The organism is Xanthomonas bromi, from assembly GCF_900092025.1.
Classification (GTDB): domain Bacteria; phylum Pseudomonadota; class Gammaproteobacteria; order Xanthomonadales; family Xanthomonadaceae; genus Xanthomonas; species Xanthomonas bromi.
Window position 1 is genome coordinate 23,226 of the sequence record NZ_FLTX01000042.1, and the last position, 24,307, is coordinate 47,532.

General features: G+C 64.5%; 21 protein-coding genes and 3 pseudogenes. 12 read left to right on the forward strand and 12 right to left on the reverse strand.

The window, feature by feature from the left end; all coding sequences use genetic code 11:
- Positions 1 to 34 precede the first annotated feature (34 nt).
- From mtnC to XBLMG947_RS14055, 5 genes are all read right to left on the reverse strand, one after another.
- Complete coding sequence (mtnC, locus tag XBLMG947_RS14035; RefSeq protein ID WP_065469285.1) at positions 35 to 733, reverse strand: acireductone synthase; 699 nt, start codon at positions 731 to 733, stop codon at positions 35 to 37.
- Between the two features lie 2 nt (positions 734 to 735).
- Complete coding sequence (locus XBLMG947_RS14040; protein ID WP_065469286.1) at positions 736 to 1,302, reverse strand: 1,2-dihydroxy-3-keto-5-methylthiopentene dioxygenase; 567 nt, start codon at positions 1,300 to 1,302, stop codon at positions 736 to 738.
- 35 nt (positions 1,303 to 1,337) lie between these two features.
- A complete protein-coding gene (locus tag XBLMG947_RS14045; RefSeq protein ID WP_065469287.1) occupies positions 1,338 to 1,991 on the reverse strand; it encodes a methylthioribulose 1-phosphate dehydratase in 654 nt (217 codons plus the stop codon).
- Between the two features lie 89 nt (positions 1,992 to 2,080).
- A complete protein-coding gene (locus XBLMG947_RS14050; protein WP_065469288.1) occupies positions 2,081 to 3,511 on the reverse strand; it encodes an amino acid permease in 1,431 nt (476 codons plus the stop codon).
- Positions 3,512 to 3,587: 76 nt separating this feature from the next.
- Complete coding sequence (locus XBLMG947_RS14055) at positions 3,588 to 5,060, reverse strand: amino acid permease (protein ID WP_065469289.1); 1,473 nt, start codon at positions 5,058 to 5,060, stop codon at positions 3,588 to 3,590.
- 142 nt (positions 5,061 to 5,202) lie between these two features.
- On the opposite strand from XBLMG947_RS14055, the gene XBLMG947_RS14060 reads away from it, so the two are divergent.
- Positions 5,203 to 5,793, forward strand: a complete 591-nt coding sequence (locus XBLMG947_RS14060) for an NUDIX hydrolase (RefSeq protein ID WP_181093258.1) — start codon at positions 5,203 to 5,205, stop codon at positions 5,791 to 5,793.
- Positions 5,794 to 5,861: 68 nt separating this feature from the next.
- Here the strand turns inward: XBLMG947_RS14060 and XBLMG947_RS14065 are convergent, their stop codons facing one another.
- Both XBLMG947_RS14065 and serA read right to left on the reverse strand, forming a co-directional pair.
- Positions 5,862 to 7,172: a hypothetical protein gene (locus XBLMG947_RS14065; protein WP_104536903.1), complete on the reverse strand. Its 1,311-nt coding sequence runs from the start codon at positions 7,170 to 7,172 to the stop codon at positions 5,862 to 5,864.
- A 312-nt stretch (positions 7,173 to 7,484) separates the two neighbouring features.
- Positions 7,485 to 8,726, reverse strand: coding sequence for a phosphoglycerate dehydrogenase (gene serA, locus XBLMG947_RS14070; protein ID WP_065469292.1), 1,242 nt, complete (start codon positions 8,724 to 8,726; stop codon positions 7,485 to 7,487).
- Positions 8,727 to 8,934: 208 nt separating this feature from the next.
- On the opposite strand from serA, the gene XBLMG947_RS14075 reads away from it, so the two are divergent.
- From XBLMG947_RS14075 to XBLMG947_RS14085, 3 genes and pseudogenes are all read left to right on the forward strand, one after another.
- Positions 8,935 to 10,353 (forward strand): FAD-binding oxidoreductase, encoded by a 1,419-nt coding sequence (locus XBLMG947_RS14075; RefSeq protein WP_065469293.1) that lies wholly within the window; start codon positions 8,935 to 8,937, stop codon positions 10,351 to 10,353.
- 34 nt (positions 10,354 to 10,387) lie between these two features.
- Complete coding sequence (locus XBLMG947_RS14080; protein ID WP_065469294.1) at positions 10,388 to 10,687, forward strand: DUF2388 domain-containing protein; 300 nt, start codon at positions 10,388 to 10,390, stop codon at positions 10,685 to 10,687.
- Positions 10,684 to 12,504, forward strand: a pseudogene (locus XBLMG947_RS14085) (DUF7844 domain-containing protein); the annotation flags it as partial. The gene XBLMG947_RS14080 and the pseudogene XBLMG947_RS14085, both read left to right, overlap by 4 nt.
- Before the next feature lie 399 nt (positions 12,505 to 12,903).
- Here the strand turns inward: XBLMG947_RS14085 and XBLMG947_RS14090 are convergent.
- The 5 genes and pseudogenes from XBLMG947_RS14090 to XBLMG947_RS14110 form a co-directional block, all read right to left on the reverse strand.
- Positions 12,904 to 13,284, reverse strand: a pseudogene (locus XBLMG947_RS14090) (hypothetical protein); the annotation flags it as partial.
- Entirely contained in the window at positions 13,284 to 13,850 is a 567-nt protein-coding gene (gene yeiP, locus XBLMG947_RS14095) for an elongation factor P-like protein YeiP (protein WP_005993551.1), read from the reverse strand. The pseudogene XBLMG947_RS14090 and the gene yeiP, both read right to left, overlap by 1 nt.
- 99 nt (positions 13,851 to 13,949) lie before the next feature.
- A complete protein-coding gene (locus XBLMG947_RS14100; protein ID WP_065469329.1) occupies positions 13,950 to 14,720 on the reverse strand; it encodes an SDR family NAD(P)-dependent oxidoreductase in 771 nt (256 codons plus the stop codon).
- 137 nt (positions 14,721 to 14,857) lie between these two features.
- Positions 14,858 to 15,754 (reverse strand): hydroxymethylglutaryl-CoA lyase, encoded by an 897-nt coding sequence (locus XBLMG947_RS14105; RefSeq protein ID WP_065469295.1) that lies wholly within the window; start codon positions 15,752 to 15,754, stop codon positions 14,858 to 14,860.
- Entirely contained in the window at positions 15,751 to 16,548 is a 798-nt protein-coding gene (locus XBLMG947_RS14110; RefSeq protein ID WP_065469296.1) for an enoyl-CoA hydratase-related protein, read from the reverse strand. Before XBLMG947_RS14110 ends, XBLMG947_RS14105 begins: the two co-directional genes overlap by 4 nt.
- 117 nt (positions 16,549 to 16,665) lie before the next feature.
- Between XBLMG947_RS14110 and XBLMG947_RS14115 the strand changes: the two genes are divergently transcribed.
- The 8 genes and pseudogenes from XBLMG947_RS14115 to carA all read left to right on the forward strand — a co-directional run bounded on the left by XBLMG947_RS14115 (position 16,666) and on the right by carA (position 24,259).
- A complete protein-coding gene (locus XBLMG947_RS14115) occupies positions 16,666 to 16,914 on the forward strand; it encodes a FeoA family protein (RefSeq protein ID WP_065469297.1) in 249 nt (82 codons plus the stop codon).
- Positions 16,911 to 18,770, forward strand: a complete 1,860-nt coding sequence (gene feoB, locus XBLMG947_RS14120; protein ID WP_065469298.1) for a ferrous iron transporter B — start codon at positions 16,911 to 16,913, stop codon at positions 18,768 to 18,770. The genes XBLMG947_RS14115 and feoB overlap by 4 nt, the downstream gene beginning before the upstream one ends.
- 1 nt (position 18,771) lies before the next feature.
- The gene (locus XBLMG947_RS14125; protein WP_065469299.1) at positions 18,772 to 19,026 is read left to right on the forward strand and encodes a DUF6587 family protein; all 255 of its coding nucleotides are present in this window, start codon (positions 18,772 to 18,774) and stop codon (positions 19,024 to 19,026) included.
- A 59-nt stretch (positions 19,027 to 19,085) separates the two neighbouring features.
- Positions 19,086 to 19,586, forward strand: a pseudogene (locus XBLMG947_RS23690) (nuclear transport factor 2 family protein).
- Between the two features lie 228 nt (positions 19,587 to 19,814).
- Positions 19,815 to 21,017, forward strand: a complete 1,203-nt coding sequence (locus XBLMG947_RS14140) for an aminotransferase-like domain-containing protein (protein ID WP_065469330.1) — start codon at positions 19,815 to 19,817, stop codon at positions 21,015 to 21,017.
- Positions 21,014 to 21,733, forward strand: a complete 720-nt coding sequence (locus tag XBLMG947_RS14145) for an MOSC domain-containing protein (protein ID WP_065469301.1) — start codon at positions 21,014 to 21,016, stop codon at positions 21,731 to 21,733. The genes XBLMG947_RS14140 and XBLMG947_RS14145 overlap by 4 nt, the downstream gene beginning before the upstream one ends.
- Positions 21,734 to 22,144: 411 nt before the next feature.
- On the forward strand, positions 22,145 to 22,861 hold the full coding sequence (gene dapB / locus XBLMG947_RS14150) for a 4-hydroxy-tetrahydrodipicolinate reductase (protein WP_065469302.1): 717 nt from the start codon (positions 22,145 to 22,147) through the stop codon (positions 22,859 to 22,861).
- A 240-nt stretch (positions 22,862 to 23,101) separates the two neighbouring features.
- Complete coding sequence (gene carA, locus XBLMG947_RS14155) at positions 23,102 to 24,259, forward strand: glutamine-hydrolyzing carbamoyl-phosphate synthase small subunit (protein WP_065469303.1); 1,158 nt, start codon at positions 23,102 to 23,104, stop codon at positions 24,257 to 24,259.
- The last annotated feature ends 48 nt before the right edge of the window (positions 24,260 to 24,307 follow it).

Genomic DNA, 24,307 nt, shown 5'->3' on the forward strand with positions numbered 1-24,307 from the left:
CCGACAGTGAGCGCCGTCGGCTTGTCGATCGTGCTTAAAGCACCAGTTGGCTAAAACTCTCCACGCGCTGGTGGCTGCCGACATCGTCGGCCGAACGCGGCGTGGGGTAGTCCTCACGGCGGTCCAGCAGCACGGTACGCATGCCCGTCCGTTTGGCCGCATCGAGCTCTTCGATCACGTCCGACAGGAACAGGATCTCCGTCGCAGGCGCGCCGATGCGCTCGGCAATGCGGCGATAACTGGCGGCTTCCCGCTTGGAGCCAACCTCGGTATCGAACCAGTCGGTGACCAGGCCGCTTAAATCGCCCGCATCGCTGTGCGCGAAGAACAGCTTCTGCGCCGGTACCGAGCCGGACGAATACACGTACAACGGAATGCCTGCTGCATGCCAGGCCTTCAACTGGATCGCTGCATCGGCATACATGTGCGCGGTGAAGTCGGCAGTCTTGTAGCCATCGCCCCAGATCAGGCCCTGCAAGGCCTTCAGCGCGGTGTGCTTGCGGTCCTCGTCGATCCAGGTCTGCAGCGTGGTGATCAATACCTCGTCCGGCACGTCCTCGCCGATTTCGTCGGCTACCTGGTTGAGCCAGTGACGCACCTGCGGATGGTTGCCGTGCTCGCGCACGTAGGCGGGCATGGCGCGGCGCGCATACGGGAACAATACGTCTTTGACGAACGAAATGCTGCTGGTCGTACCTTCGATATCGGTGAGGATCGCTTGCGGTCGTGTCATCGTCAGCTGGCCTTGTGAGGTGTCTCGGGGGCGTAGCGGGGGAATTGTTTGGCGATTTCGGTACCGGTGAAATGTCCGACCCAGCCGTCCGGCTCGGTGAAGAAACGGATCGCCACAAAGTGCGGTTCCGGCCCCATGTCGAACCAATGCAGGGTGCTGTCGGGCACGGCAATCAGATCGTCCTTGACGCATTCGATCTCATAGACCTTGGCGTCCACGTGCAGCGTGAACAGGCCCGAGCCGGCGACGAAGAACCGCACCTCGTCTTCCTTGTGGAAGTGCTCGTCCAGGAACTTGGCGCGCATTTCCTCGCGCTTGGGGTTGTCCGGCGCGATGCTGACCACGTCCACGGTCTTGAAGCCGCGCTCTGCGCTGATGCGGTCGATATCGGCGCGGTAAGCGGCCATCACCTGTTCGGGCGTGGCGCCCGGTTCGACCGGCTGGCTGGCATGCCAGCGCTCGAAGGTGACGCCGATCTTGACCAGCTCGGCGGCGATCGCATCGCCGTCGCGGCTGTCGAATTCCGGGGTGGTCGGGTTGGTGTCGGCAAAGATACGCAGTCGGCTCATGGCGGTCTGGCTCACGAATGGGGGACGGGCAATGCTCAGCGCGTGCCGCGCAGTTTCAGCAGTTCGAGTTCGCAATGCAGCAGGAATTCGAACGCTTCCAGATGACGACGTGCCTCGGCCATGTTGCGGCCCCAGGCATACAGGCCGTGTCCTTCGATGAGATACCCCCACATGCCCTGTTTGTCCAGCAAGGCGTCGACCTGCGCGGCCAGCACCTGCATGTCCTGGGTGTTGGCGAACACCGGCACGTCCATTGCGGTTTCGTGGGTGGTATTGCCTTCGAAGGCCTTGAGCAGTTCGTAGCCTTCCAGGCGGATCACGCCGCTGCCTGCATACAGGCGCGAAGCAATCGTCTGCACCGGCGAGTGGGTATGCAGCACGCAGCCGATCTCCGGAAACCGGCGATACAGTTGGGTGTGCAGCAGGGTTTCGGCAGACGGGCGCAGCGGGCGACCCACGGCCTGGCCATCGAAGTCCACCACCATGATGTCTTCTTCGACCAGGCGACCCTTGTCGCGGCCGGAGACGGTGATGGCAGCGTGCTGTTCGTCCAGACGATGGGAAAAATTGCTGCTGGTCGCAGGTGTCCAGCCGGCGTGCGCCAACTCGCGGATGTTGGCGATCAGCAACTGGGCCAGCTCGTGCAGACGCGCGGTGCTATAGGGCGGGGGGGCAGTAGTCGCATTCATGGGCCTATTCTACTGCGGCCCCGGTGTACGGGCGGGTGCAGCGCAGCAGGTGTGTTCCCGCTGCGCCAGACCCAGGACCATGCGTGGCCTCAGCGGCCGTCGCGCAGGCGACTGTGGCGATACCCGTAACCGAAGTAGATCACCAGCCCGATCAGCGTCCACAGGCCCATCAGCATCCAGTTGTGCAGCGTCATCGCCGACAGCAGCGCAAGACAGCTCAGCACACCGGCGGTGCAGAGCAGCCAGGCGGCCGGCATGCGGAACGGACGCGGCAGTTCCGGATGCGTGCGGCGCAGGATCAAGACGCCGGCGCAGACGGCGGCGAAGGCGATCAGCGTGCCCATCGAGGTCATTTCGCCCAGCACATCCAGCGGGAAGACCGCTGCCAGTAGCGCGATGCCTACACCGGTGACGACGGTATTGATGTGCGGGGTGTGGTACTTGGGATGGATGCGGGTGAAGATCGATGGCAGCAGCCCGTCGCGCGCGATGATCATGAAGATGCGCGGCTGCCCGATGATCATCACCAGCACTACCGACGACAGCCCGATCAGCGCGCCCACTTCCACCACCACCCGCAACCAGGCCAGCTGCGGATGCGCAGCCACCGCGGTCACCACAGGCTCATCCGTGCCCAGCTGGGTGAACGGCACCAGGCCGGTCATCACCGCGGCCATGGCGATGTAGAGTACGGTGCAGGTCACCAGCGACAGCATCATGCCGATCGGCAGATCGCGTTGCGGGCGATGCGATTCCTGCGCCGCCACCGACACCGCTTCGAAGCCGATATAGGCGAAGAACACCATCGCTGCGCCGCGCAACACGCCTTCCATGCCGTACTTGCCCGGGCCTTCGTTGGCCGGAATGAACGGATGCCAGTTGGCAGTGTCCACGTATTTCCAGCCCACGGCGATCACCAACAGAATCAAGCCGGTCTTGAGGATCACCATGGCCATGTTCATGGCCGACGACTTGCGGATGCCGACATAGCAGAGCCAGGTCAGCAGCAGCACGATGCCGGCCGCCGGCAGGTTGGCGATCGCCCCGGTGGGCTGCAGCTTGCCGTCGAGCGGCGCACTGACGAACGCGGCCGGCAAGTGGATGCCGAAGTGTTCGAGCAGGCTCAAGAAATAACCGGTCCAACTGACCGCCACCGCCGAGGCGGACACGCCGTATTCCAACACCAGCATCCAGCCGATGAACCACGCGGCCAGCTCGCCGAAGGTGGCGTAGGTATAGGTGTAGGCGCTACCGGAGACCGGCACCATCGCAGCGAATTCGGCGTAGGCCATCGCGCAGAACGCGCAGCACACCGCCGCGAGCAAGAACGAGAGCATGATCGCCGGGCCGGCATGATCGGCCGCGGCCTGGCCGGTGATGACGAAGATGCCGCCGCCGATGACCGCGCCGATGCCCAGGGCGGTCAGCCCCCAAGGGCCGAGCGCGCGTTGCAGGCCTAGCCCTTCGGCCGCCTCATGGCTGGCGTGCGGGTGTTTGGTGGCCCAGAGTTGTTTGAACATGAGGCGGTTCCGGCTTGGCGCTACGCGCGATCATCGAACGAGAAGACCGGCGCCGCGCGCCGGCCTTGAGAGAAGGTCAGGCCCGCTTGGCCAGTCGACTATGGTGGATGCCGTAGCCGAAGTAGATAAACAGGCCGATCACGGTCCAGCCCACGAACACCTTCCAGTGTTCCTGGAAGGCCTGGAAGAACAGGAACAGACAGGCCAGCGCGCCCAGTGGACAGATCACCATCGCCAGCGGCACCCGAAATGGGCGCTGCAGATCGGGTTTGGTGAAGCGCAGCACCATCACGCCGGCACACACCGTGGCGAAGGCGAGCAGGGTACCCATCGAGACGAGTTCGCCCAGCACGTTCAACGGAATCATCCCCGCCAGGAGCGCGGCGACCACGCCGACGAAGAGCGTGCCGACATAGGGTGTGCGGAATTTCGGGTGCACCTTGCCAAACAGTTTGGGCATCAACCCATCCTTGGCCATGGTGTAGAAGATGCGTGGCTGCGCCATCAGCATCACCAGCACCACCGAGGACAGGCCGGCGATCGCACCGATTTCCACCGCGGTCTTGAGCCAGGTCAGTTGCGGATGCGCTTCCAGCGCGGTGGCTACCGGCTTGGCGGTACCGAGCTGGGTATAAGGCAGCAATCCGGTCAGCACCGCACAGACGATGATGTAGATGACGGTGCAGATCGCCAGCGACACCAGGATGCCGATCGGCATGTTCTTCTGCGGATCCTTGGTTTCGCCAGCGGAGGTCGAGACCGCGTCGAAGCCGATGTAGGAAAAGAACACGATGGAGGCGGCACGGAACACCCCGTCCCAGCCGAACTGGCCCGGACCGGTGTTTTCCGGGATGAAGGGGTGCCAATTCGCCGGATCGATATAGGAAATGCCGAAGCCCACGAACAGGCAGATCACCACGACCTTGATCGCCACGACGATCGCGTTGGCGAACGCCGACTGAGTCACCCCGACGTAGCACAGGATGCTCACCGCGGCGACGATCAGGACAGCCGGCAGATTGACCAAATTGCCTGAACTGACAAAGCCGTGGCCGTCCCAGGCCAGCGGCGCACCCGCCAGCTCTGCGGGGAATGGCAGCCCAAGGGTGCCGGTGATGAAGCTGATCAGATAGGCAGACCAACCGACTGCAACGCTGGACCCGGCGAACAGGTATTCCAGCACCAGGCACCAGCCGATGAACCAGGCGATGCCTTCGCCGAGCGTGGCATAGGAATACGAATAGGCGCTGCCGGAGACCGGCATCATTGCGGCAAATTCGGCATAGCACAGGCCGGCAAAGGCGCAGGCGATACCGGCAAATACGAACGACAGCATCACCGCCGGGCCGGCGTGATTGGCCGCCGCCTGGCCGGTCAGCACGAAAATGCCGGCGCCAATCACCGCGCCGATGCCGAGCATGATCAGGTGTTTAGCTGTGAGGGTTCGTTGCAACGTGGCTTCGCCTTGCAGGCTGCCTTCAACCGGTTCGCCCGCATCGACATGGCCAGCGGGCTCGATCGGTTTGACCCTCAACAGAGACTTCAGCATTCGGTACATCCCTAAGTGGCAAGACTAAGGCGCGGGCGCCCGGACGAAGATGGTGCGGCGCATCCCGGCGGGACAGGCAAGCGGCCTACCTTGCCAAAGCTACACGCTCACGACAAGCGCGTACGCAGCATGAATGACGATAATGTTCGCCTGGCCCACGGGAAACCGAGAAAGAACGATGGTGGATGCAAGCCTGCGGCAGCAACTGGCTGCCTACCGCACGCGCTGGCCGGACGAGGCCGAGGTGGCCGAGCAGTTCGTGCAGTTGCTGGACGATGCCACCGATCCGTTCGTGCGCGAGCGTGTCGAAGGTCATTTCACCGGCTCGGCCTGGGTGGTCAGCGCCGACGGCAGCCGCACGCTACTGACGCATCACCGCAAGCTGCAGCGCTGGTTGCAGCTGGGCGGCCACGCCGACGGCGACCGCGATCTGGCCCAGGTCGCGCTGCGCGAAGCCGAAGAAGAATCCGGCTTGCCCGGCCTGAAGCTGGCAGATGCGGTCTTCTTCGATCTGGATCGTCACTGGATCCCGGCACGCGGCGAGGTGGCAGCGCACTGGCACTACGATGCGCGCTACGTGGTGGTGGCCGGCACGGACGAAAACTTCCAGGTCAGCGAGGAATCGCTGGCCCTGGCCTGGCGCCCGATCGTCGAACTGCTCGCCGATCCGGAGCTGGATCCCTCGCTGCGGCGCATGGCGGAGAAGTGGGTGGCGTGCAGATCATTAGGTTGAGATCGCAAGACTTGTCGCAACAAGAAAAGCCTGGCTTTGCCATTGCTGAGGTCCATCGACGCACTGGCCTATGGTGTGCAGTTATCGATAGGATCGGGTGTCGAGTGTGACCGCACGGCCGCCATTCGATTGCCGCTCAGCACGACGTTACCTATCTCCCGAGCCCGCAGCCGGATGCTGGACGCTTCGATGTCGTCGCTATCGATCATCTCGTCAATCAGTTCCCCTTGCTGGATCTTCAGCATCCGCGCGGTCACGTTGGCAACATTCTTTAGATCCAGGGCAAGCTTGCTCTTGCTGATGTACGGTGCGTCCAGGGTTTCATCGACCAATTCCCCTTCGTCGATACGCACGCAGCCATCGACCCGGACGTTTCCGGAATCGCGCAGCCTGACCTTGACCTTGCTATCGCGAATGCGCACGGCATCGACCGGTTCATCGATCAGTTCTGCATGGTCAATGACGAGCGCCTCGTGCGCATGAAGGTTGCCGCTCCGGCGCATGGTCACGCGGACATTGGCGTGCTCCAGAGATGGTGTCGCCACGATGCTGCTCAACAACATGCCCTGCCTGATCTTGATTCTGCCTGCATCGACATTGGCTGCCTGGTCGGGATGCACGCCGGCCGTACCGCTTCGCATTGACGAGACGAGCGACGCAGAAGGCGAATATGCCCGATCAATCTTCAGCGCACCTTGGTCGCTCAGAACGTTAGCGCTCCGACGCAGTGCGATGGCAGGGGTCATTGAGGGATCGAAAGAGTGGATGTCCATGACTGAATTCCGGCTCCGCGGTCTCTGGCCGGTACGACCGATGCGGACTTCAGCGCCAAGCTTGGAAGGCAGGATGTTCGCCGAATCTTCGATCGCTATTCGTAGATACGCATTCTTGCCCACCGGTCCTGTCACCAGACTCATCGGCGTTTGCACAGTGGTGTCGTCGGTGATGTCGAGCACGCCTGAGGCGTGGACGTTACCGCTGTGCAGGACGAACAACCGGACGTCGGCGGACTGCCCGATGCCATGCACCAGGCAGGGCAATAGCGAAGCGGTCATGCTGGCATTTTCAACGCTGACATTGCGCTCGTTGCACACGGCAATAGAGACATGTTGTCCATCGCCGATCGTGACGGCGTGGTCCGTTGCCAATCTCTCCCAGGGACCGGCATTGAACGAAATGAAGCGGCCGGCGGTCGCAGGCCGTATTGCCGTACAGGCTGTCGGTAGAGCGAAGCGAGGACCAGGCTCCATAACACGTGCCTGCGCGTGCAGGCTGTACAGTAACGCAAGCGGGAACGCCAGCGGGATAAAAAAAACGACGCGCTTGATGTGTCGTGCGACTTTCGGCGAAGACCAGGCACGATGAAACTTATTCCTCATCCGTATCGACCCTACAGGAAATCAGCTGCTTGAGAGAAGGCGCTGTAAACACTGTCTTGTGCGCACATTAGCACTAGATTCGATCGGAACTTGTGCCTGATGCCAGGTATCGGACGTCTGCAAGACGCCTCTTGTCGTCCATGCAATGTCGAGACGATATGTGCACGATGCTGGATCGGGATGTCACACTCGGCACACGCCCGCGGCGTTGCACGCACGAGTGCTCCTGCGCAATAGAACCTTGCTACACAATGGGCAAAGCATGCGTAGTTTTTGAAAACGGGTCGAAGATCGGTCGGCAGTCTTTACCCCTCAATACAGGATGCGGGTTCGCAAGGTGCCCTGGATCTGGGCCAGGCCTTCCTTCAGTGCGGCGGCCTGCGCCTCGCTGGCACTGACGTCGATCACCACATAGCCCACCTTGGGGTCGGTACGCAGGAACTGGCCGTCGATGTTGACGTTGTGGCGCGAGAACAGCTCGTTGATCCGCGACAGCACGCCAGGCACGTTGCGATGGATATGCAACAGACGCGTGCTGTCGGGGTGCTCGGGCAGGGTGACCTCGGGGAAGTTCACCGCCGACAAGGTGCTGCCGTTGTCGCTGTAGCGCACCAGCTTGGCGGCCACCTCAATCCCGATATTGTCCTGCGCTTCCAGCGTGCTGCCGCCCACGTGCGGGGTCAGGATGACGTTGTCGTGTGCGATCAGCTTTGATTCGAATGCATCGCCATTGCCCTTGGGCTCGATCGGGAACACGTCCACCGCCGCGCCGCCGATCTGGCCGGAGGTGAGCGCCGCATCCAGCGCCTCGATGTCGATGACGGTGCCGCGCGAGGCGTTGATCAGGTGCGCGCCGGGTTTCATGCGGGCGATTTCCGCCGCGCCGATCATGTCCTTGGTCGATGGCGTTTCCGGCACATGCAAGGTGACCACGTCCGAACGCGCCAGCAGGTCGTCCAGGTCGATGGCCGCGCGGGCATTGCCCAGCGACAGCTTGGTTTCGATGTCGTGGAAGATCACCTGCATCCCTAACGATTCGGCCAGTACGCCGACCTGGGTGCCGATATGCCCGTAGCCGACGATGCCCAGCACCTTGCCGCGCGTTTCATGGCTGCCGGCGGCCGACTTGGACCAACCGCCGCGATGGCATTCGGCGTTTTTCTGCGGGATGCCGCGCAGCAGCAGGATGGCCTCGGCGATGACCAGTTCGGCCACGCTGCGGGTGTTGGAATAGGGCGCGTTGAACACCGGAATGCCGGCCAGCTCGGCCGCATCCAGATCGACCTGGTTGGTGCCGATGCAGAAGCAGCCCACCGCGATCAGGCGCTTGGCGTGCGCCAGCACCTCGGCGCTCAGCTGGGTGCGCGAGCGGATGCCGACGATATGCGCGTCGGCGATGCGGGCGATCAACGCGTCTTCCGGCAGCGATTTGGCGTGCAGTTCGATCTGCGAGTAGCCGGCGGCACGGAACACATCCACCGCGGTCGGGCTGATGCCCTCCAGCAACAGCACGCGGATGTCCTGCTTGGGAAACGAGGTTTTCTTCGGCGACATGGGGGAGCGCAATGCAGCAATCGGGTCGGCAACTATGCCAGATGGGGTGCGCAATTGGGTGGTCGCAACGCAGTGTTCGCACTGGCCAATCCCTTGCATTACAACGGTTTCAGCTGAATCAAACGCGGCGTTGGCGGCGATTGCGGCCGCTGGACGGGGCCGGCTTGCGCTGGCACGCTGTGCGGTTCCTACCGCAGCGCCGCGTGCCATGACCGATCCCCGCATCCTTTCGTTGCAACAGGCCGTGCCTGCGTTGCGTTTGAAGACAGAGCCGGCCGACCTGGAGCATTACGGCCGCGACTGGACCCGGCGTTGGACGCCGAACCCGCTGGCCATCGCGCTGCCAGGCTCGGTCCAAGAAGTGCAGGCAGTGGTGCAATGGGCGAACGCGCAAGGCGTGGCGGTGGTGCCGTCGGGCGGGCGCACGGGATTGTCCGGTGGCGCAGTGGCCGCCAACGGCGAGCTGGTGCTCAGCCTGGAGCGCTTGAACAAGCCGCTGGATTTCAACGCGGTGGATCGCACCCTCACCGTGCAGGCCGGCATGCCGCTGGAAGCGGTCCACAACGCCGCGCGCGAGCATGGGCTGGTGTATCCGGTGGATTTTGCCGCACGCGGGTCCTGCTCGATCGGCGGCAATATCGCCACCAATGCCGGCGGTATCCGGGTGATCCGCTACGGCAACACGCGCGAATGGGTGGCCGGGTTGAAGGTGGTCACCGGTGGCGGCGAGTTGCTCGAACTCAACAATGCGCTGGTGAAGAATTCCAGCGGCTACGACTTCCGCCATCTGATGATTGGCTCCGAAGGCACGCTCGGCATCGTTGTCGAAGCCACGCTACGGCTGACCGACCCACCGCCGCCCAGCAATGTGATGCTGCTGGCGCTGCCCTCGTTCGAGGTGTTGATGCAGGTGTTTGCCGCGTTCCGCGCCCAGCTGCGCCTGGAGGCTTTCGAATTCTTCACCGATCGCGCGCTGGAACACGTCTTGGCGCACGGCGCGCAGGCGCCCTTCGCCGAGGTGCATCCGTACTACGTGGTCACCGAATTCGCCGCCGGCGATGAGGCGCAGGAAGCGGCCGCAATGGCGGCGTTTGAGACCTGCATGGAGCAGGGCTGGGTCAGCGATGGCGTGATCAGCCAGAGCGATGCCCAGGCGGCGCAACTGTGGCGCCTGCGCGAAGGCATCACCGAAGCGCTGGCGCGCTACACGCCATACAAGAACGATGTATCGGTGCGCATCTCGGCGATGCCGGCGTTTCTGGCCGAAACCCAGGCACTGCTCGTCGAGGCGTATCCGCATTTCGATGTGGTGTGGTTCGGGCATATCGGCGATGGCAATCTGCACATCAACGTACTCAAACCCGATGGCACCAGTCAGGCCGATTTCGTTGCGGCCTGCGATCAGGTCACCAAGTTGCTGGCGCAGGCCCTGCAGCGTTTCGACGGCAGTATTTCCGCCGAACATGGCATCGGTCTGGTCAAGAAGGCGTACCTGTGGAGTACGCGCTCTGCCGAAGAAATCGCCTTGATGCGCGGCATCAAGCAGGTGCTCGACCCGCATCTGTTGCTGAATCCCGGCAAGCTGTTTGAGATGCACGACGCACCCGCCATCACGCCCGCCGGTTAGTCTTCCAACACCTTCACATGGAATAAATCAGCCCATGATGCGCTGCCTCGTGTTTTGCGCGTTGACGCTGCTGCCGCTGGCAGCGTTCGCATCCAGTCTGGCCGGTACCTCGGCGGGTGCCTCCTCGGCCGGTTCGTCCAATTCCTCCGGCAGCAGCTCCGGCGACGACAAGGTGGTGGCCGACGCACGCGAAGATGCGGCCGGTTTCGTCGCCAGCGATGGCGCCATCCGTGGTGTGCGCCTGGAAGCGGCGCTGCTGCAGTTGCGTAGCCGCAGCGATGCGGCGCGCTTGTCCAGCGACCTGGAATTGGCGCAGTCCATTCTGGCCCAGTGAGTCTGCGCCTGCGGTGCGGTTGGCTGCTGCTGGCCGCCTTGATCGCCCCGCAGGTGCAGGCCGAATTGTTGGTCGATGTTTTTCCGTCGGACTTGCCTCCGGCAGAGATCCAAGCAAGTAACGCACTGATGCAGCAGGTCGCGCAGCGACTGCCGCAGCGCTGGACGCAGCGGCTGACCGCACCGATCCAGCTGCAATGGCGCACCGATCTGCCGGTGCAGGTACATGGCCGTGCAATCGGCAATCGCATCCTACTGGACCGCGCGCTGCTGCAGGCTTGGAGCGCGCAGCCCGAAGATGCACGTGCCGATCGCACGGCGCCGGCCACGCGCGCAGCAATGGCTGCATTGATACACGAACTGGCGCACGTGCTCGATCGCGGTACGCAGAGTGCGTTGTCGCGCGACCCACGCCTGCGCGATCTTGCCGGCTGGCAGGTGCGGCCGTGGCGCGTAGGACGCAGCAAAAATCAGTTCAGCGACCGCAGCCCGGACGACTACGAACGCCGCAGCCCGGCCGAGTTCGTTGCCGTCAATCTTGAGCATTATGTGCTGGACGCCGACTATGCCTGCCGGCGTCCCGCGTTGGCGGCCTGGTTTGCGCAGCATATCGGTACGCCGCAGGGCGCTGTGCCATGCGAGACCACGCTGCCGTATCTGCAGGCCGACAACGATGCCGGTGCGATGTCGTTGCTGGCGTTGGACCCGGCGCGCGTCTATGCGGTGGACTATCTGCTTGCCGAAGGCAACGCGCAGCCGCTGAGCCGCTGGGGCCATAGCATGTTGCGCTTGGTGATCTGTGCCCCCGGCCGTGTACCGGGCCCCGCATGCAGACTGGATCTGCAGTACCACCGCGTGCTGTCATTCCGCGCGTTCGTGGGCGACGTGCAGATTTCCAGCTGGCGTGGGCTCACCGGTTCGTACCCTTCGCGGCTGTTCGTCTTGCCGTTGAACCAGGTTGTCGACGAATACACCAAGGTGGAATTGCGCGCCTTGTCGTCGGTGCCGCTGACCCTGACGCCCGATGAGATCGCTGCGCTGCTGACGCGTGCCGCGCAAGTGCATTGGAGTTACGACGGGCGCTATTACTTCATCGGCAACAACTGCGCGGTGGAAACCTACAAGCTGCTGCACGACGGCGTGCCACGCCTGGCTGCCGCCAATGTGGCGTCGATCACGCCGCGCGGCGTACGGCAACGACTGCAGCGTGCCGGCATGGCTGATATGCGGGTGCTGGACGATCCTGCACAGGCAGTCCGCCAAGGTTATTACTTCGAATCGGCGGCAGCGCATTACCAGGCCATGTTCGATGTGCTTCGGCGCGGCATCGCGGTGCCGCAAACCACTGTCGCGCAGTGGCTGGATGCGGCGCCTGATGCGCGTGCGCAGTGGTTCGAGCGTGGTGGTCTGCGCGAAACTGCAGCGGCATTGTTGCTGGAACAGGCAGCATTACGCCGTCAGGAGTTGCTGGCGCGCGATGCGCTCAAGCGCCTTCTGCAACCGGGTGTGGTTGCGCGCGAAACGGTGCAGGGGCAGCTGCAATCGCTGTTCGCGCGCGAAGCGCAACTCAGTCACCCGGCCATATTGCTGGGTGGCACCGGGTACGGCTTGCCGCAGGCAAGCGAGCAACAGCTGAGCGCGCGCGTGGCCCGGGAAAGCGATGCGTTGGTGGGTGGCTGGAAACAGCTGCAGGTACTGGGACGCCGGCAGTTGCCGGCCGAGGTGCGTGTTGGCTTGGAGCAGGGCGAGGCAAATGTGGAGCATTTGCGCGCGCGATTGCGTGTGCTTGCGCGCGGTGATGCGGCTGCCGCCAATGCAGGTGCAATAGCGATGGGCGAGCGGCGCGGATGCGTCGTTCGTAGCTGGTTACGGATGGAAGACGAGCCTACCGCTCTGGATCACTGCGCGTGCATGCCGCAACGCCGGTTTCTGATTGCGACAGGGCGCCGATAGTCAGGAAGCCGCATGGCTCGCGCTCCCAACCTCTCTCAGATCAGGCCTCCAATTCACAGCGAAAACGCGCATGCCTTCGAGCGCCCACGCCGCGCGCACGGGACAGGCAACGCAGTCAAGGGGTATTCCTGACGACGCGTGGCGACGCGTTCGTTATTGCAGGTCCGGCAACGTCCTGAAATGCTGCCTCTCCTTTCTCTGGGACGCTTGGGCCCGATGAAGGGCCCAGGTCCCGCACGAGAAGGCGGTCGCGCCTACTTCGCTGGCTGGTTGCAGATCCGCTTGCTTCGCATACTGACGCAGCCATTGGCTGACATGCGTGTCGTTGCGGTACTGCTGCATCAACTTGGTCAAGCGCGCCGGTGCGGGCGTGCAGAACTGCGCCACCGCCACCTCGATTTCATGGCGGCGGTCGGCGTCATAGGGCTCTTCGCCGGCGAAGTGCTCGCAGGTGTCGTAGTCGTCCACCAGCTTGCGCACATCCTCCGGCATCCCGCACAGGCCTGCCGGATGCTGCAGCCATTCGTCTTCCACCTTGGGATCGGTGCAGGCCACCGGCGCAGGCGTTGCGGCCTGCGTCGGTGCTTGTTGCACGCTGCAGGCCGCCAGCACACCTAAAACCATGGCAACGGGGCACCGACGCATCAGTCGGCGCGACCTGCAAATTCGCCCGTGGTGGTGTTGACCAGCACGCGTTCGCCGTTGGTGATGTACTCGGGCACCATGATTTCCATGCCGGTATTGAGCTTGGCCGGCTTGGGCCGCTTGGTGGCGGTACCGCCCTTCAATTCCGGCGGGGTCTCGACCACTTCCAGCGTCACCGTCTGCGGCAGCTGCACAGCCACCGGCTGGTCGTCGATCACCTGCACATAGATGCCGGTCAGGCCATCGGTGATGTAGCCGGCGTCGGTGCCGATCACATCGGCGTCCAGGGTGTAAGGCGTGAAATCTTCGTCGTCCATGAACACGAACGCTTCGCCGTCCTTGTACGAGAACGTGGATAGCCGGCGCAGCAGCTCCACTTCCGGCAGGTTGTCGTCGGCATCGAAGCTGGCGTCGGTTTTCACTCCACCCGGCACGCTGTACATGATGAAGCGAAAGCGCACATTGCCGCCGCGGCCCTGCGGCGAGCTGCGTTCGATGTCGCGGATCTGGTAGATGCCGCCGTTGTATTCGACGACGTTGCCTTTCTTGATGTCGTTAGCTTTCATGGGAATCGGGAGTCGGGAATGGGGAATCGAAAAGCCGGGGCAGGGGTGGTGGGAGTAGGGCGCCGTGACGATTCCCCATTCCCGATTCCCCATTCCCCGCTACTTGGGCGCCAACCGCACGCCGCCGTCCAGGCGAATCGTTTCGCCGTTGAGGTAGCGGTTGCGCAGGATGAAGGCGACGGTGTCGGCGTACTCGTCGGGCTGGCCGAGGCGCGAGGGGAACGGGATGGAGGCGGCAAGCGATTGCTGCACGGCCTCTGGCATGCCGTCGACCATCGGGGTCCAGAACACGCCCGGTGCGATCGTCATGACACGGATGCCGAAGCGTGCCAGCTCGCGTGCCATCGGCAGCGTCATGCCGACCACGCCGCCCTTGCTGGCGGCATAGGCCGCCTGACCGATCTGGCCCTCGAACGCGGCCACCGATGCGGTGTTGACGATCACGCCGCGCTCGCCGTCGTCACCGGCGGCGTTGTGTTGCATCACATCGGCAGCGGCCTTTGCCACATTGAAGCTGCCGACCAGATTGACCAGCACCGTGTTGCGGAAGGTGGCCAATGGCATCGGCGCCTCCTTGCCCAGCACGCGGCCGGCGCCCAGGATGCCGGCGCAATTCACTACCAGGTTGAGCCCGCCAAGCGCTTGCGCCGCCTGCGCCACGTTGGCGGCCACCTGCGCTTCGTCGGTGACATCGGTAGCGACGTAATGCGCGTTGCCGGCACCAAGCAGCGCCAACGCTGCATCGGCCTTGTCGGCATTGACGTCGAATAAGGCGACCTTGCCGCCGTCGGCAACAAGACGCTGTGCAACAGCCATACCGAGGCCGGACACGCCGCCGGTGATGATGGCAAGGACAGACGATGGCTGCATGCGGTGGTTCCCTGAGTAGCGTTGGAGGCCGGTGGAGACCAGCCAGCGAACGATCGGCGACGCGGTCGGCAATTCTAGCCGAAGCCTCTGCGTGATCGCGGTGGTAGGTGATGCGGGATCGCCAGGGCAGTGATGGCTCAGCCGGCGGCAGCCAGCGCCTTGCCGACCTTGCTGCCGGTCTCGCGACCGAGCAGTTGCGCCAGCCAGCGGCCAGTGCGGGCGAGGGCGGGCAGATCGATGCCGGTGGGCATGCCCAGCCCGTGCAACAGGTACACCACGTCTTCGCTGGCCACATTGCCACTGGCGCCCTTGGCATACGGGCAGCCGCCCGCGCCGGAGACGGCCGCATCGACCACGCGCACCCCTTGCTCCAGACAGGCCGCGATATTGGCCAGCGCTTGGCCGTAGGTGTCGTGGAAATGCACTGCCAACGCCTGCATCGGTACGGCCTGCGCCACTGCTGCCAGCATCTGGCGCGCCTTGGCCGGCGTGCCGACGCCAATGGTGTCGCCCAGGGAGATTTCATAGCAGCCGAGGGCATGCAAACGCTGCGCGACATCGACCACGTCGGCCACCGGCACGTCGCCTTGGTACGGGCAGCCCAGCACGGTGGAGACATAGCCGCGCACGCGCACGCCATCGACCGCGGCCTGCTGCAGGATCTGCCGAAACCGTTCGATCGATTCGTCGATGCCGGCATTGGTGTTGGCGCGATTGAACGCTTCCGACGCCGCGGTAAACACTGCCACTTCCTGCGCGCCGGCGGCGCGTGCGCGCGTGTAGCCCTGCAGGTTCGGCACCAGCACCGGATAGGCAATGCCGGGTGCCTGCGCGATGCCGGCGAACACCTCGGCGGCGTCGGACAGCTGCGGCACCCAGCGCGGGCTGACGAAGCTGGTCGCTTCGATGGTGCGCAGCCCGGTTGCCGAGAGTCGATCGATCAACGCGATCTTGTCGGCGGTGGCGATCGGTTGCGCTTCGTTCTGCAGGCCATCGCGCGGGCCGACTTCGACGACGCGGACGAAGTCGCTCACGCCATGCTCTCCGGCACCCAGGCGGCGCTGCGCTTGTCGAGAAACGCGCCCAGGCCTTCCTGACCCTCGGGCGACACGCGCAGACGGGCAATCAACGCCGCGTTGGCGGCATCGATGGCATCGCGGTCTGCAGGCGGCAGCACCGAGCGCACCAGCGCCTTGGCATTGCTGGCGGCCAGCGGCGCCGCCGTCAGCAACAGGCGAACCTGTCGCTCCACGGCGATATCCAGCTGATCGGCGGCGACCAATTGATGCAACAGCCCCAGCAACTGCGCGGTGCCGGCATCGAAGATCTCGGCGGTGGCGAACCAACGCCGTGCCTGGCGCGCACCGATCGCTGCAACCACATACGGCGAAATGACCGCCGGCAGCAGGCCCAGCTTGCTCTCGGTCAGTCCGAAGCGCGCCTCGGTGCAGCCGATGGCGATATCGCAGCACGCCACCAAGCCGACACCGCCACCGAAGGCGGCGCCATTGACGCGCGCGATAGTCGGCTTGGGCAGTTCATCCAGGGTGCGCATCAGCTGCGCCAGCGCGAGTGCGTCGGCGGCGTTCTCGGCTTCGCCGGCGGTCGCCATGCCGCGCATCCAGTTCAGATCTGCGCCGGCCGAAAAGGCGTCGCCGGCGCCGGTCAGGACGACAACCCGAATCCGAGACGCCTGGCCGGCCTGGCGCAATGCGTCGGTCAGCGCGGCGATCAGCGTCGCATCGAAGGCGTTGTGCACGGCGGGGCGGTGCAGTCGCAAGGTGCGGACCGCTCCCCGGTCCTCCACGATCAAGCCGGTGTCCTGCATTGAGTAAGAAGTCCATGAACGGGATGCGAACCATGATAGCGGCCCGGGTCGCCGGAGCCATGACGCGGTGCGTCGATGCTAGAATTGAGAACCATTCCTAACAATCAGGCCGTCTTTGTGACGCTGTCCGATATGCCTTTGCATCGTGCCGCCATCGTGGACTGCGTGGAGGATCGTCTTCCCAACGACACGATCGCCCGGCGCTTGCGGGAGTTGGGCTTTGTCGCAGGCGAGGAAGTCACGGTGCTGGCCACCGGGCCGGTCGGTCGAGAACCGTTGTTGGTGCAGGTCGGCTATACGCGTTTCGCCCTGCGACGCAGCGAGGCGGCGCGCGTGCAGGTGCGCGAAGCAGGAGCGGCGGCATGAGCGCGGCAGCGGTTCCCTTGCGGCTGGCACTGGTGGGCAACCCCAACAGCGGCAAGACCGCGCTGTTCAATCAGCTGACCGGCAGCCGGCAGAAGGTGGCCAACTACACCGGCGTCACCGTCGAGCGCAAGGAAGGTCATTTCCGTGCGCCGTCCGGGCGCGACTTCGCGGTGCTGGATCTGCCCGGCGCCTACAGCCTGCAACCGGCAAGCCTGGACGAGGCGATCACTCGCGACCTGTGCCGTGGCTTTTACCCGGGCGAGCCGGCGCCGGATTTGCTGGTCTACGTCATGGACGCAACCAATCTGCGCCTGCATCTGCGCTTTGCGTTGGAGCTGCGCGAACTTGGTCGCCCGATGATCGTGGCGCTGAACATGATGGACGCCGCGCAGCGACGCGGCATCGTCATCGACCTGCCGGCGCTGGAGCAGGCGCTCGGCGTGCCGGTGGTCGAAACGGTGGCGGTGCGGCGCGGTGGTGCCAAGGTCCTGGTCGAGCGACTCGATACCCAGGCGGCAGGCCTGGCCGCGCCCACCGCCAGCCCACCGGCCGACGGCAACTACCACGCGCTGGTGCGCCAGATCCTCAGCACAGCAGTGACCATGCCCACCCGCACGTCGCGCGTGGACGATGCGTTGGACCGCTGGCTGCTGCATCCGATCTGGGGTCTGGTCACGCTGGCGGTGGTGATGTTCCTGATCTTCCAGGCGGTGTATGCCTGGGCTGCGCCGATCATGGATCTCATCGACGGCAGCACCGCCGCGTTGGGCGATTGGGTTGGCGCCACCTTGCCGGAAGGTCCGCTCAACAGCCTGCTCAAGGATGGCGTCATCGCCGGACTGGGTGGGGTGATCGTGTTCCTGCCGCAGATCCTGATCCTGTTCGCCTTTATCCTGGCGCTGGAAGAATCCGGCTACCTGCCGCGTGCCGCCTTCCTGCTCGATCGCATGATGTCGGTGGCCGGATTGTCCGGGCGCTCGTTCATTCCGCTGTTGTCGAGCTTTGCCTGTGCGGTGCCGGGCATCATGTCCACGCGCAGCATTCAGGACCCGCGCGATCGGCTCGCGACCATCATGGTCGCGCCGTTGATGACCTGTTCGGCGCGCCTGCCGGTGTACGCGCTGTTGATCGGTGCCTTCATTCCGCAGAAGACGGTTTGGGGCATCTTCAATCAGCAGGGGTTGGTACTGTTCGGACTGTATGCCGCGGCCATCGTCAGTGCGCTGCTGGTGTCGTGGACGATGAAGAAGTGGCGGCGCGACAAGAGCGAGCATCCGCTGATGCTGGAGCTGCCGTCCTACCGCGTGCCGCAGCTGCGCGACCTGGCGCTGGGGCTGTGGGAGCGTGCGTGGATTTTCCTCAAGCGCGTGGGCGGTATCATCCTGGCGCTGACCATCCTGCTGTGGTTCCTGCTCTCGTTTCCGGCGGCGCCGGCCAATGCCACCTTGCCGGCGATCGATTACAGCTTCGCGGGTCGTATCGGCCATGCGATGGCGGTGTTCTTCGCACCGCTGGGCTTCAACTGGCAGATCTGCATTGCGCTGATTCCCGGCCTGGCCGCGCGCGAAGTGGCGGTGGCTTCGCTGGCCACCGTGTACGCGCTGTCTGCTGCCGACGACGATGCGGCAGCGCAGGCGTTGTCGCCGCTGATCAGCGATGGCTGGTCGCTGGCCACCGCCCTGTCGCTGCTGGTCTGGTACATCTACGCACCGATGTGCATCTCCACGCTGGCCACGATCAAGCGCGAAACCAATTCCTGGAAGCAGATGACCATCAGCGCGGTGTACCTGTTCGCGCTGGCGTATCTGGCGTCGCTGGTGACCTACCAGCTGGCCGTGTTGCTTGGCGCCGGCTGACATGGATCTTTCGCTCACCCTGCAATATGTGGTCATCGCCATCGCGGTGCTGGTCAGCCTGTGGGTTGTGATGAAGAAACAGTTCCCGGGCGTCTTGCGACGGATGCGTGGCGCGCTTGCGCTTGGCCTGCTGCTTAGCGGGCGACCGGCATGGATGCAGGCGCTGGGGCGTCGCGTTGCACCGCCCGCCACGCAAAACGCATCGGCCTGCGGCGGTTGCGATAGCTGCGGCCCGACACCGCCTCGCAGTCACTGATACCCGCAGCGTCGGCTACAGTTGCGCGGCCGCAGGACGCGGCGGCACAGGGGGCGGTGATGCGTTTGCTGGTGTTGTTTGCGGTTCTGGCCACCGTTGCGGGTGTCTATAACTACGCTGGCAATGCGCTCGACGAGCAGCAGGTGCGCGATTTCTATGCCGCGCACGACAAGGCGATGGTGAACCAGGATGGCGAGGCGCTTTGCGCGATGACCGCGCCGGACTTCGAAATGGTGGTGCTGTAGCGCATGGATTCGCATCAGCAGCGGCAGGCCACCATGCGTGAGAAATAGTGCAAGCCCAATGGCGAATGGGCGCAGGTGCTGCGGCAGATGAGTCACGTGGCCAACCCGGAAGAGCTGATCGACTACAAGCATTCGATCCCCAAGATCGACATTGCCGCCGACGAACACTCGGCGATGGTCGAAACGCGCGCAACACTCGGTCTGCCGGGCTTGCGCATGACCTTCCGCACGCGCGATAAGCTGATCCGCAAGCGCTGGAAGACGCTGATCGCCCACAGCGAAGGTACCGCCTGGGTCGGCCCGGCGTATCAGTAAAGCAGCGAACGAATCTGCTGCGCAGGCCGGTATGGGGGCAGCTGGTGCTGGGTGCGACAAGCGTCAGTCGTTGGGTCTGGTTCCCATACGTGTGTCCACGTCAGCCTGACAACCGCTCGCTACGTTGTGTTCGCCGCTCTCTACCGGCGCTGATCGAAGCAAGCAGCGGGAAGTCGGTCGCTGCAGGGCACAGCGCCACAGCCGTTGGCGTTCGCTATGCTTGCCTCCATGACAACCTCCTTCCAGATCTCCCGACGTGCGCAGGCGCTGACCAGTTCGGCGATTCGCGAAATCCTCAAGGTGACCGAACGGCCGGAGGTGATTTCCTTCGCCGGCGGTTTGCCCTCGCCAGCCACCTTTCCGGTGGAACGCATGCGCGCGGCCAGCGACCAGGTGCTGCGCGATGCGCCACAGGCGGCGTTGCAGTACGGTCCCACCGAGGGCTATGCGCCGCTGCGCGACTGGGTGGCTGCGCGGCTGAGTCGCGATGGCGCCAGCATCCGGCCCAGCCAGGTGTTGATCACCACCGGCTCGCAGCAGGGCCTGGACTTGCTCGGCAAGGTCTTCATCGACGAAGGCAGCAAGGTGCTGGTGGAGACGCCGAGCTACCTGGGTGCGCTGCAGGCGTTTTCCTTGTTCCAGCCAGCCTTCGTCGGCATGCCCTCGGACGAGGACGGCGTAGTGGTGGACACGCTGGATCCGGCACTGCTGGCCGATGCGCGGTTCCTGTATTGCCTGCCGAATTTTCAGAATCCCACCGGCCGCCGCTTGCCGTTGGCGCGTCGCCAAGCACTGGTGGCGCGTGCGACCGAGGCAGGCGTGCCGATCGTCGAAGACGACCCATACGGCGAGCTGTACTACAGCGGGCAGCCGTTGCCGAGCCTGTTGTCGATGAATCCGGATGGCGTCATCTACATGGGGTCCTTTTCCAAGGTGCTTGCACCCGGTTTGCGGCTGGGCTATGTGGTGGCGCCCGAAGCGGTGCTGGGCAAGCTGATCCAGGCCAAGCAGGCGGCCGATCTGCACACCCCGTCGTTTACGCAGCGGGTGGTGTATCAGACGCTGCAGGACGATTTTCTCGAGACCCATATTCCGCACATCCGCGCCTTGTATGCGCGCCAATGCACCCTGATGCTGGAGGCGCTGGACCGGCATTTCCCGGCGCAGGTGCAGTGGAATCGTCCGGAAGGCGGCATGTTCCTGTGGGTGACCTTGCCGCCGGGGCTGGACGGCACCGCCTTGCTGGCGCGTGCCATCGCACGCAATGTCGCGTTCGTCCCCGGCGCGCCGTTCTTCGCCACCTTGCCGCAAACCAATACGCTGCGCCTGTCGTTCGTCACCGTGCCCGGCGAGAAGATCGATGCCGGCATCCAGGTCCTGGGCGAGCTGTTACGCGAGGCGCTGGCCGAGTTGCCAGGGCAGAGCGTGTGACCGTGTCCAAGGCGGAGCAGGGCGCCCCGATCGCGATCAGGATCGATGGCGTTGCCATCGGCAGCGTGCGCGACTTCACCCGCCCCGGTAGCCGCAGTGCGATCGACAAACGCGCGCTGCAAGGCAGGGTGCAGGTCGGAGTCGAAGGCCTGGAAGGCGACGAGCAAGGCGATCGGCGCGTGCATGGCGGCCCGGACAAGGCCATCCATCATTACCCGCGCGATCACTACGCCGCCTGGCGCGACGAACTTGGCCCGCACGCCCTGTTGGAAACGGCCGGCGCTTTCGGCGAAAACCTCAGCAGTGTCGGCCTGACCGAAGCCCACGTCTGTCTCGGCGATCGCTTCGCGTTGGGCACCGCCGTGGTGGAGGTATCGCAGTTACGGCAACCGTGCTGGAAGTTATCGGATCGGTTTGGTGCGCGCGAGCTGGCGCGGCGCGTGCAGGAAACCGGCCGCACGGGGTGGTATTACCGCGTACTGCAGCCGGGCCGCATTGCCGCCGGCGACCTGCTAACCCTGCAAGCGCGACCGCATGCGCAGTGGCCGCTGTCGCGCCTGCAACAGGTGCTGTATGCACGTCAGGTCGATGTTTCCGCCATTACTGCAGTGCTGCAGTTGCCGTTGGTGCCGTCGTGGCGCGCGCTGTTCGAACGCCGCCTGCAGCGCAGCGAAGTGGAGAGCTGGAGCAAGCGGCTGGATGGCACCCGCGATTAAGAGCGATCAGCAAGCCTGCTGCGCACCCCCCTAGGCACGTGGTCGTGTTGGAAGTTTTCGTGTGCCAAGCCGGCGTTGCGGCTCCCCTTCGGTGATTGCATCCGATAAGGGGAGTTCGCTCCGTTTGAGGGCCGTTCCAAGAGCAACTGGCACTAGGGCTGTTCCGGCGCCGAACGCGCGCACGATTGCTCGACGTCGGCGTGTGTAACTCGTACGTCTGCGGTTCGTCGCTCCGTTAGCATCGATCCTAGAACCGCTCGCTACACGGTCTTGCCCGCTGCGAAAGCCACTAACCACCCAACCATGCAACTGCGCGTCGCGTGCAGGGCGCCACCGCAGTAACGAATCCCAATCCCACACCCCAATCCCGGCTATCGTGTACCACCCACATCGCCAAGCCAGCCTGCCGCCATGACAACCTCTGCTGTGAAAGTTCTGATCCACGGTGCCTCCGGGCGGATGGGCAAGGCGTTGCTGCGACTGGCCGCCGAAGACGAGACCTTGCAGGTGGTCGGCGCCGTGGTGGGCCGCTCGCCCTCGCAGCGCGTGGTCGACGGAGTGCCGTTTTTCGCTGCCAGCGAACTCGGCGGCGTGCCTGCGTACGATGTGGCCATCGACTTCAGTTTGCCGCAGGGCTTCGCGCCGATCCTGGCGCTGTGCGCGCAGCGCGGCAAGCCGCTGGTGTCCGGCACCACCGGGTTGGACGAGGCGCAGCGCGTGGCGCTGCGCGATGCCGCCCAGCAGATCCCCTTGGTGTGGGCCTCCAATTTCAGCCTCGGCGTTGCGGTGTTGACCGAGTTGGTGGAGCGTGCCGCCGGCACCTTGCCGGGCTGGGATTGCGACATCATCGAAGCGCATCACGTGCACAAGCAGGACGCGCCGTCCGGCACCGCGTTGACGCTGGGCGAGGCCGCCACCGGTAGTGGTGCGCAGCCGCGCTATGTGAGCCTGCGTGCCGGCGACATCGTCGGCGAACACAGCGTGCAGTTCACCGGGTTGGGCGAGCGGGTCGAACTGGTGCATCGAGCGACCAATCGCGACATCTTCGCGCGCGGTGCGTTGCATGCCGCCAAGCGACTGATCGACAAGCCGGCTGGCAGCTACCGCGTGCGCGATCTGGTGCTGTAAGCACGCGTGCAGCTGGGCATGAACGGTAGCCGCACGTCGCGGCCTATTCATGTCGCAGCGTTGATGCTGGTGAGGCATCGAGCACTCGTCAGGCTGGCGTGCCGGGGCAGTTGCCATTACAATTCTCGCTTGCCCGAACCAGCGTCGGACCGGTCCTCAGCACCGCGTCCGCGCTTTGCTGCAACCGGAATTTGGCCGGAAGCGCATCGGAGTCCCAGGCAGCCAGAGCGAGACCCCCACGTGACCCAACCCGCAATCCTTGTCCTCGAAGACGGCACCGTGTTCGAGGGCGAATCCGTAGGCGCCAACGGGCTTTCCGTCGGTGAAGTGGTGTTCAACACCGCCATGACCGGCTATCAGGAAGTCCTGACCGATCCCTCCTACGCCCGCCAGATGGTCACGCTGACCTATCCGCATATCGGCAACACGGGCTTTACCGACCAGGACGACGAAGCCCGCAAGATCTGGGCTGCCGGTCTGATCGTGCGCGACGTGCCGCGTCGCCCCAGCAACTGGCGCAGCCAGGTGGCCTTGCCGGAATGGCTGCAGGCCCGTGGTGTGGTCGCCATGTCCGGCATCGACACCCGCAAGTTGACCCGCCTGCTGCGGCAGAAGGGCGCACAGAATGGCGCGCTGATGGCCGGCGAGATCGACGTGGAAAAGGCACTGGAAGCCGCGCGCAAGTTCCCCGGCCTGAAGGGCATGGACCTGGCCAAGGTGGTCTCGACAGAGATCAGCTACAACTGGCAGGAAGGCTCGCTGGATCTGAACTCCGATGCCTTCCTCGGCCTCGGCGCTCTGAATGCTGGAACGTCCGCACCGGGGCAAACATTCAAAGTCGTTGCGTACGACTACGGCGTCAAGATCAACATCCTGCGCATGCTGGCCGAGCGCGGCTGCGACGTCACCGTGGTGCCGGCGCGCACGCCATTGGCCGAGCTGTTGGCGCTGAAGCCCGATGGGGTGTTTCTGTCCAACGGGCCGGGCGACCCGGAGCCGTGCGATTACGCCATCAGCGCGATCCAGGAATTGATTGCACAGAAGGTGCCGACCTTCGGCATCTGCCTGGGTCATCAGCTGCTGGCGCTGGCCGCCGGTGCGAAGACAGTGAAGATGCCCACCGGCCATCACGGCGCCAATCATCCGGTGCAGGACCTGGATGGCGGGCGAGTGATGATCACCTCGCAGAACCATGGCTTTGCGGTGGACGAAACCACGCTGCCGGCCAATGTGCGGGTCACCCATCGTTCGCTGTTCGATGGCACCAACCAGGGCATCGCGCTGACAGACGCGCCGGCGTTCTCGTTCCAGGGCCACCCGGAAGCGTCGCCGGGCCCGCGCGATGTGGGGCCGTTGTTCGATCGGTTCGTGGATCTGATGGCTGAAGCAAAAGCTTGAACCCCGTTGCCGGGCCATGTGCTCGCCCTGATGACTGCACGGCATCCC

Bases quoted from the DNA above. Each gene is read 5' to 3' on its own strand.
- XBLMG947_RS14110 (WP_065469296.1), bottom strand. From the start codon at position 16,548: ATGCAGGACACCGGCTTGATCGTGGAGGACCGGGGAGCGGTCCGCACC.
- XBLMG947_RS14045 (WP_065469287.1), bottom strand. From the start codon at position 1,991: ATGAATGCGACTACTGCCCCCCCGCCCTATAGCACCGCGCGTCTGCAC.
- XBLMG947_RS14080 (WP_065469294.1), top strand. From the start codon at position 10,388: ATGATGCGCTGCCTCGTGTTTTGCGCGTTGACGCTGCTGCCGCTGGCA.
- XBLMG947_RS14125 (WP_065469299.1), top strand. From the start codon at position 18,772: ATGGATCTTTCGCTCACCCTGCAATATGTGGTCATCGCCATCGCGGTG.
- feoB (WP_065469298.1), top strand. From the start codon at position 16,911: ATGAGCGCGGCAGCGGTTCCCTTGCGGCTGGCACTGGTGGGCAACCCC.
- XBLMG947_RS14100 (WP_065469329.1), bottom strand. From the start codon at position 14,720: ATGCAGCCATCGTCTGTCCTTGCCATCATCACCGGCGGCGTGTCCGGC.
- XBLMG947_RS14140 (WP_065469330.1), top strand. From the start codon at position 19,815: ATGACAACCTCCTTCCAGATCTCCCGACGTGCGCAGGCGCTGACCAGT.
- yeiP (WP_005993551.1), bottom strand. From the start codon at position 13,850: ATGAAAGCTAACGACATCAAGAAAGGCAACGTCGTCGAATACAACGGC.
- XBLMG947_RS14055 (WP_065469289.1), bottom strand. From the start codon at position 5,060: ATGCTGAAGTCTCTGTTGAGGGTCAAACCGATCGAGCCCGCTGGCCAT.
- XBLMG947_RS14050 (WP_065469288.1), bottom strand. From the start codon at position 3,511: ATGTTCAAACAACTCTGGGCCACCAAACACCCGCACGCCAGCCATGAG.
- XBLMG947_RS14060 (WP_181093258.1), top strand. From the start codon at position 5,203: ATGTTCGCCTGGCCCACGGGAAACCGAGAAAGAACGATGGTGGATGCA.
- serA (WP_065469292.1), bottom strand. From the start codon at position 8,726: ATGTCGCCGAAGAAAACCTCGTTTCCCAAGCAGGACATCCGCGTGCTG.
- XBLMG947_RS14075 (WP_065469293.1), top strand. From the start codon at position 8,935: ATGACCGATCCCCGCATCCTTTCGTTGCAACAGGCCGTGCCTGCGTTG.
- mtnC (WP_065469285.1), bottom strand. From the start codon at position 733: ATGACACGACCGCAAGCGATCCTCACCGATATCGAAGGTACGACCAGC.
- dapB (WP_065469302.1), top strand. From the start codon at position 22,145: ATGACAACCTCTGCTGTGAAAGTTCTGATCCACGGTGCCTCCGGGCGG.
- XBLMG947_RS14040 (WP_065469286.1), bottom strand. From the start codon at position 1,302: ATGAGCCGACTGCGTATCTTTGCCGACACCAACCCGACCACCCCGGAA.
- XBLMG947_RS14065 (WP_104536903.1), bottom strand. From the start codon at position 7,172: ATGAGGAATAAGTTTCATCGTGCCTGGTCTTCGCCGAAAGTCGCACGA.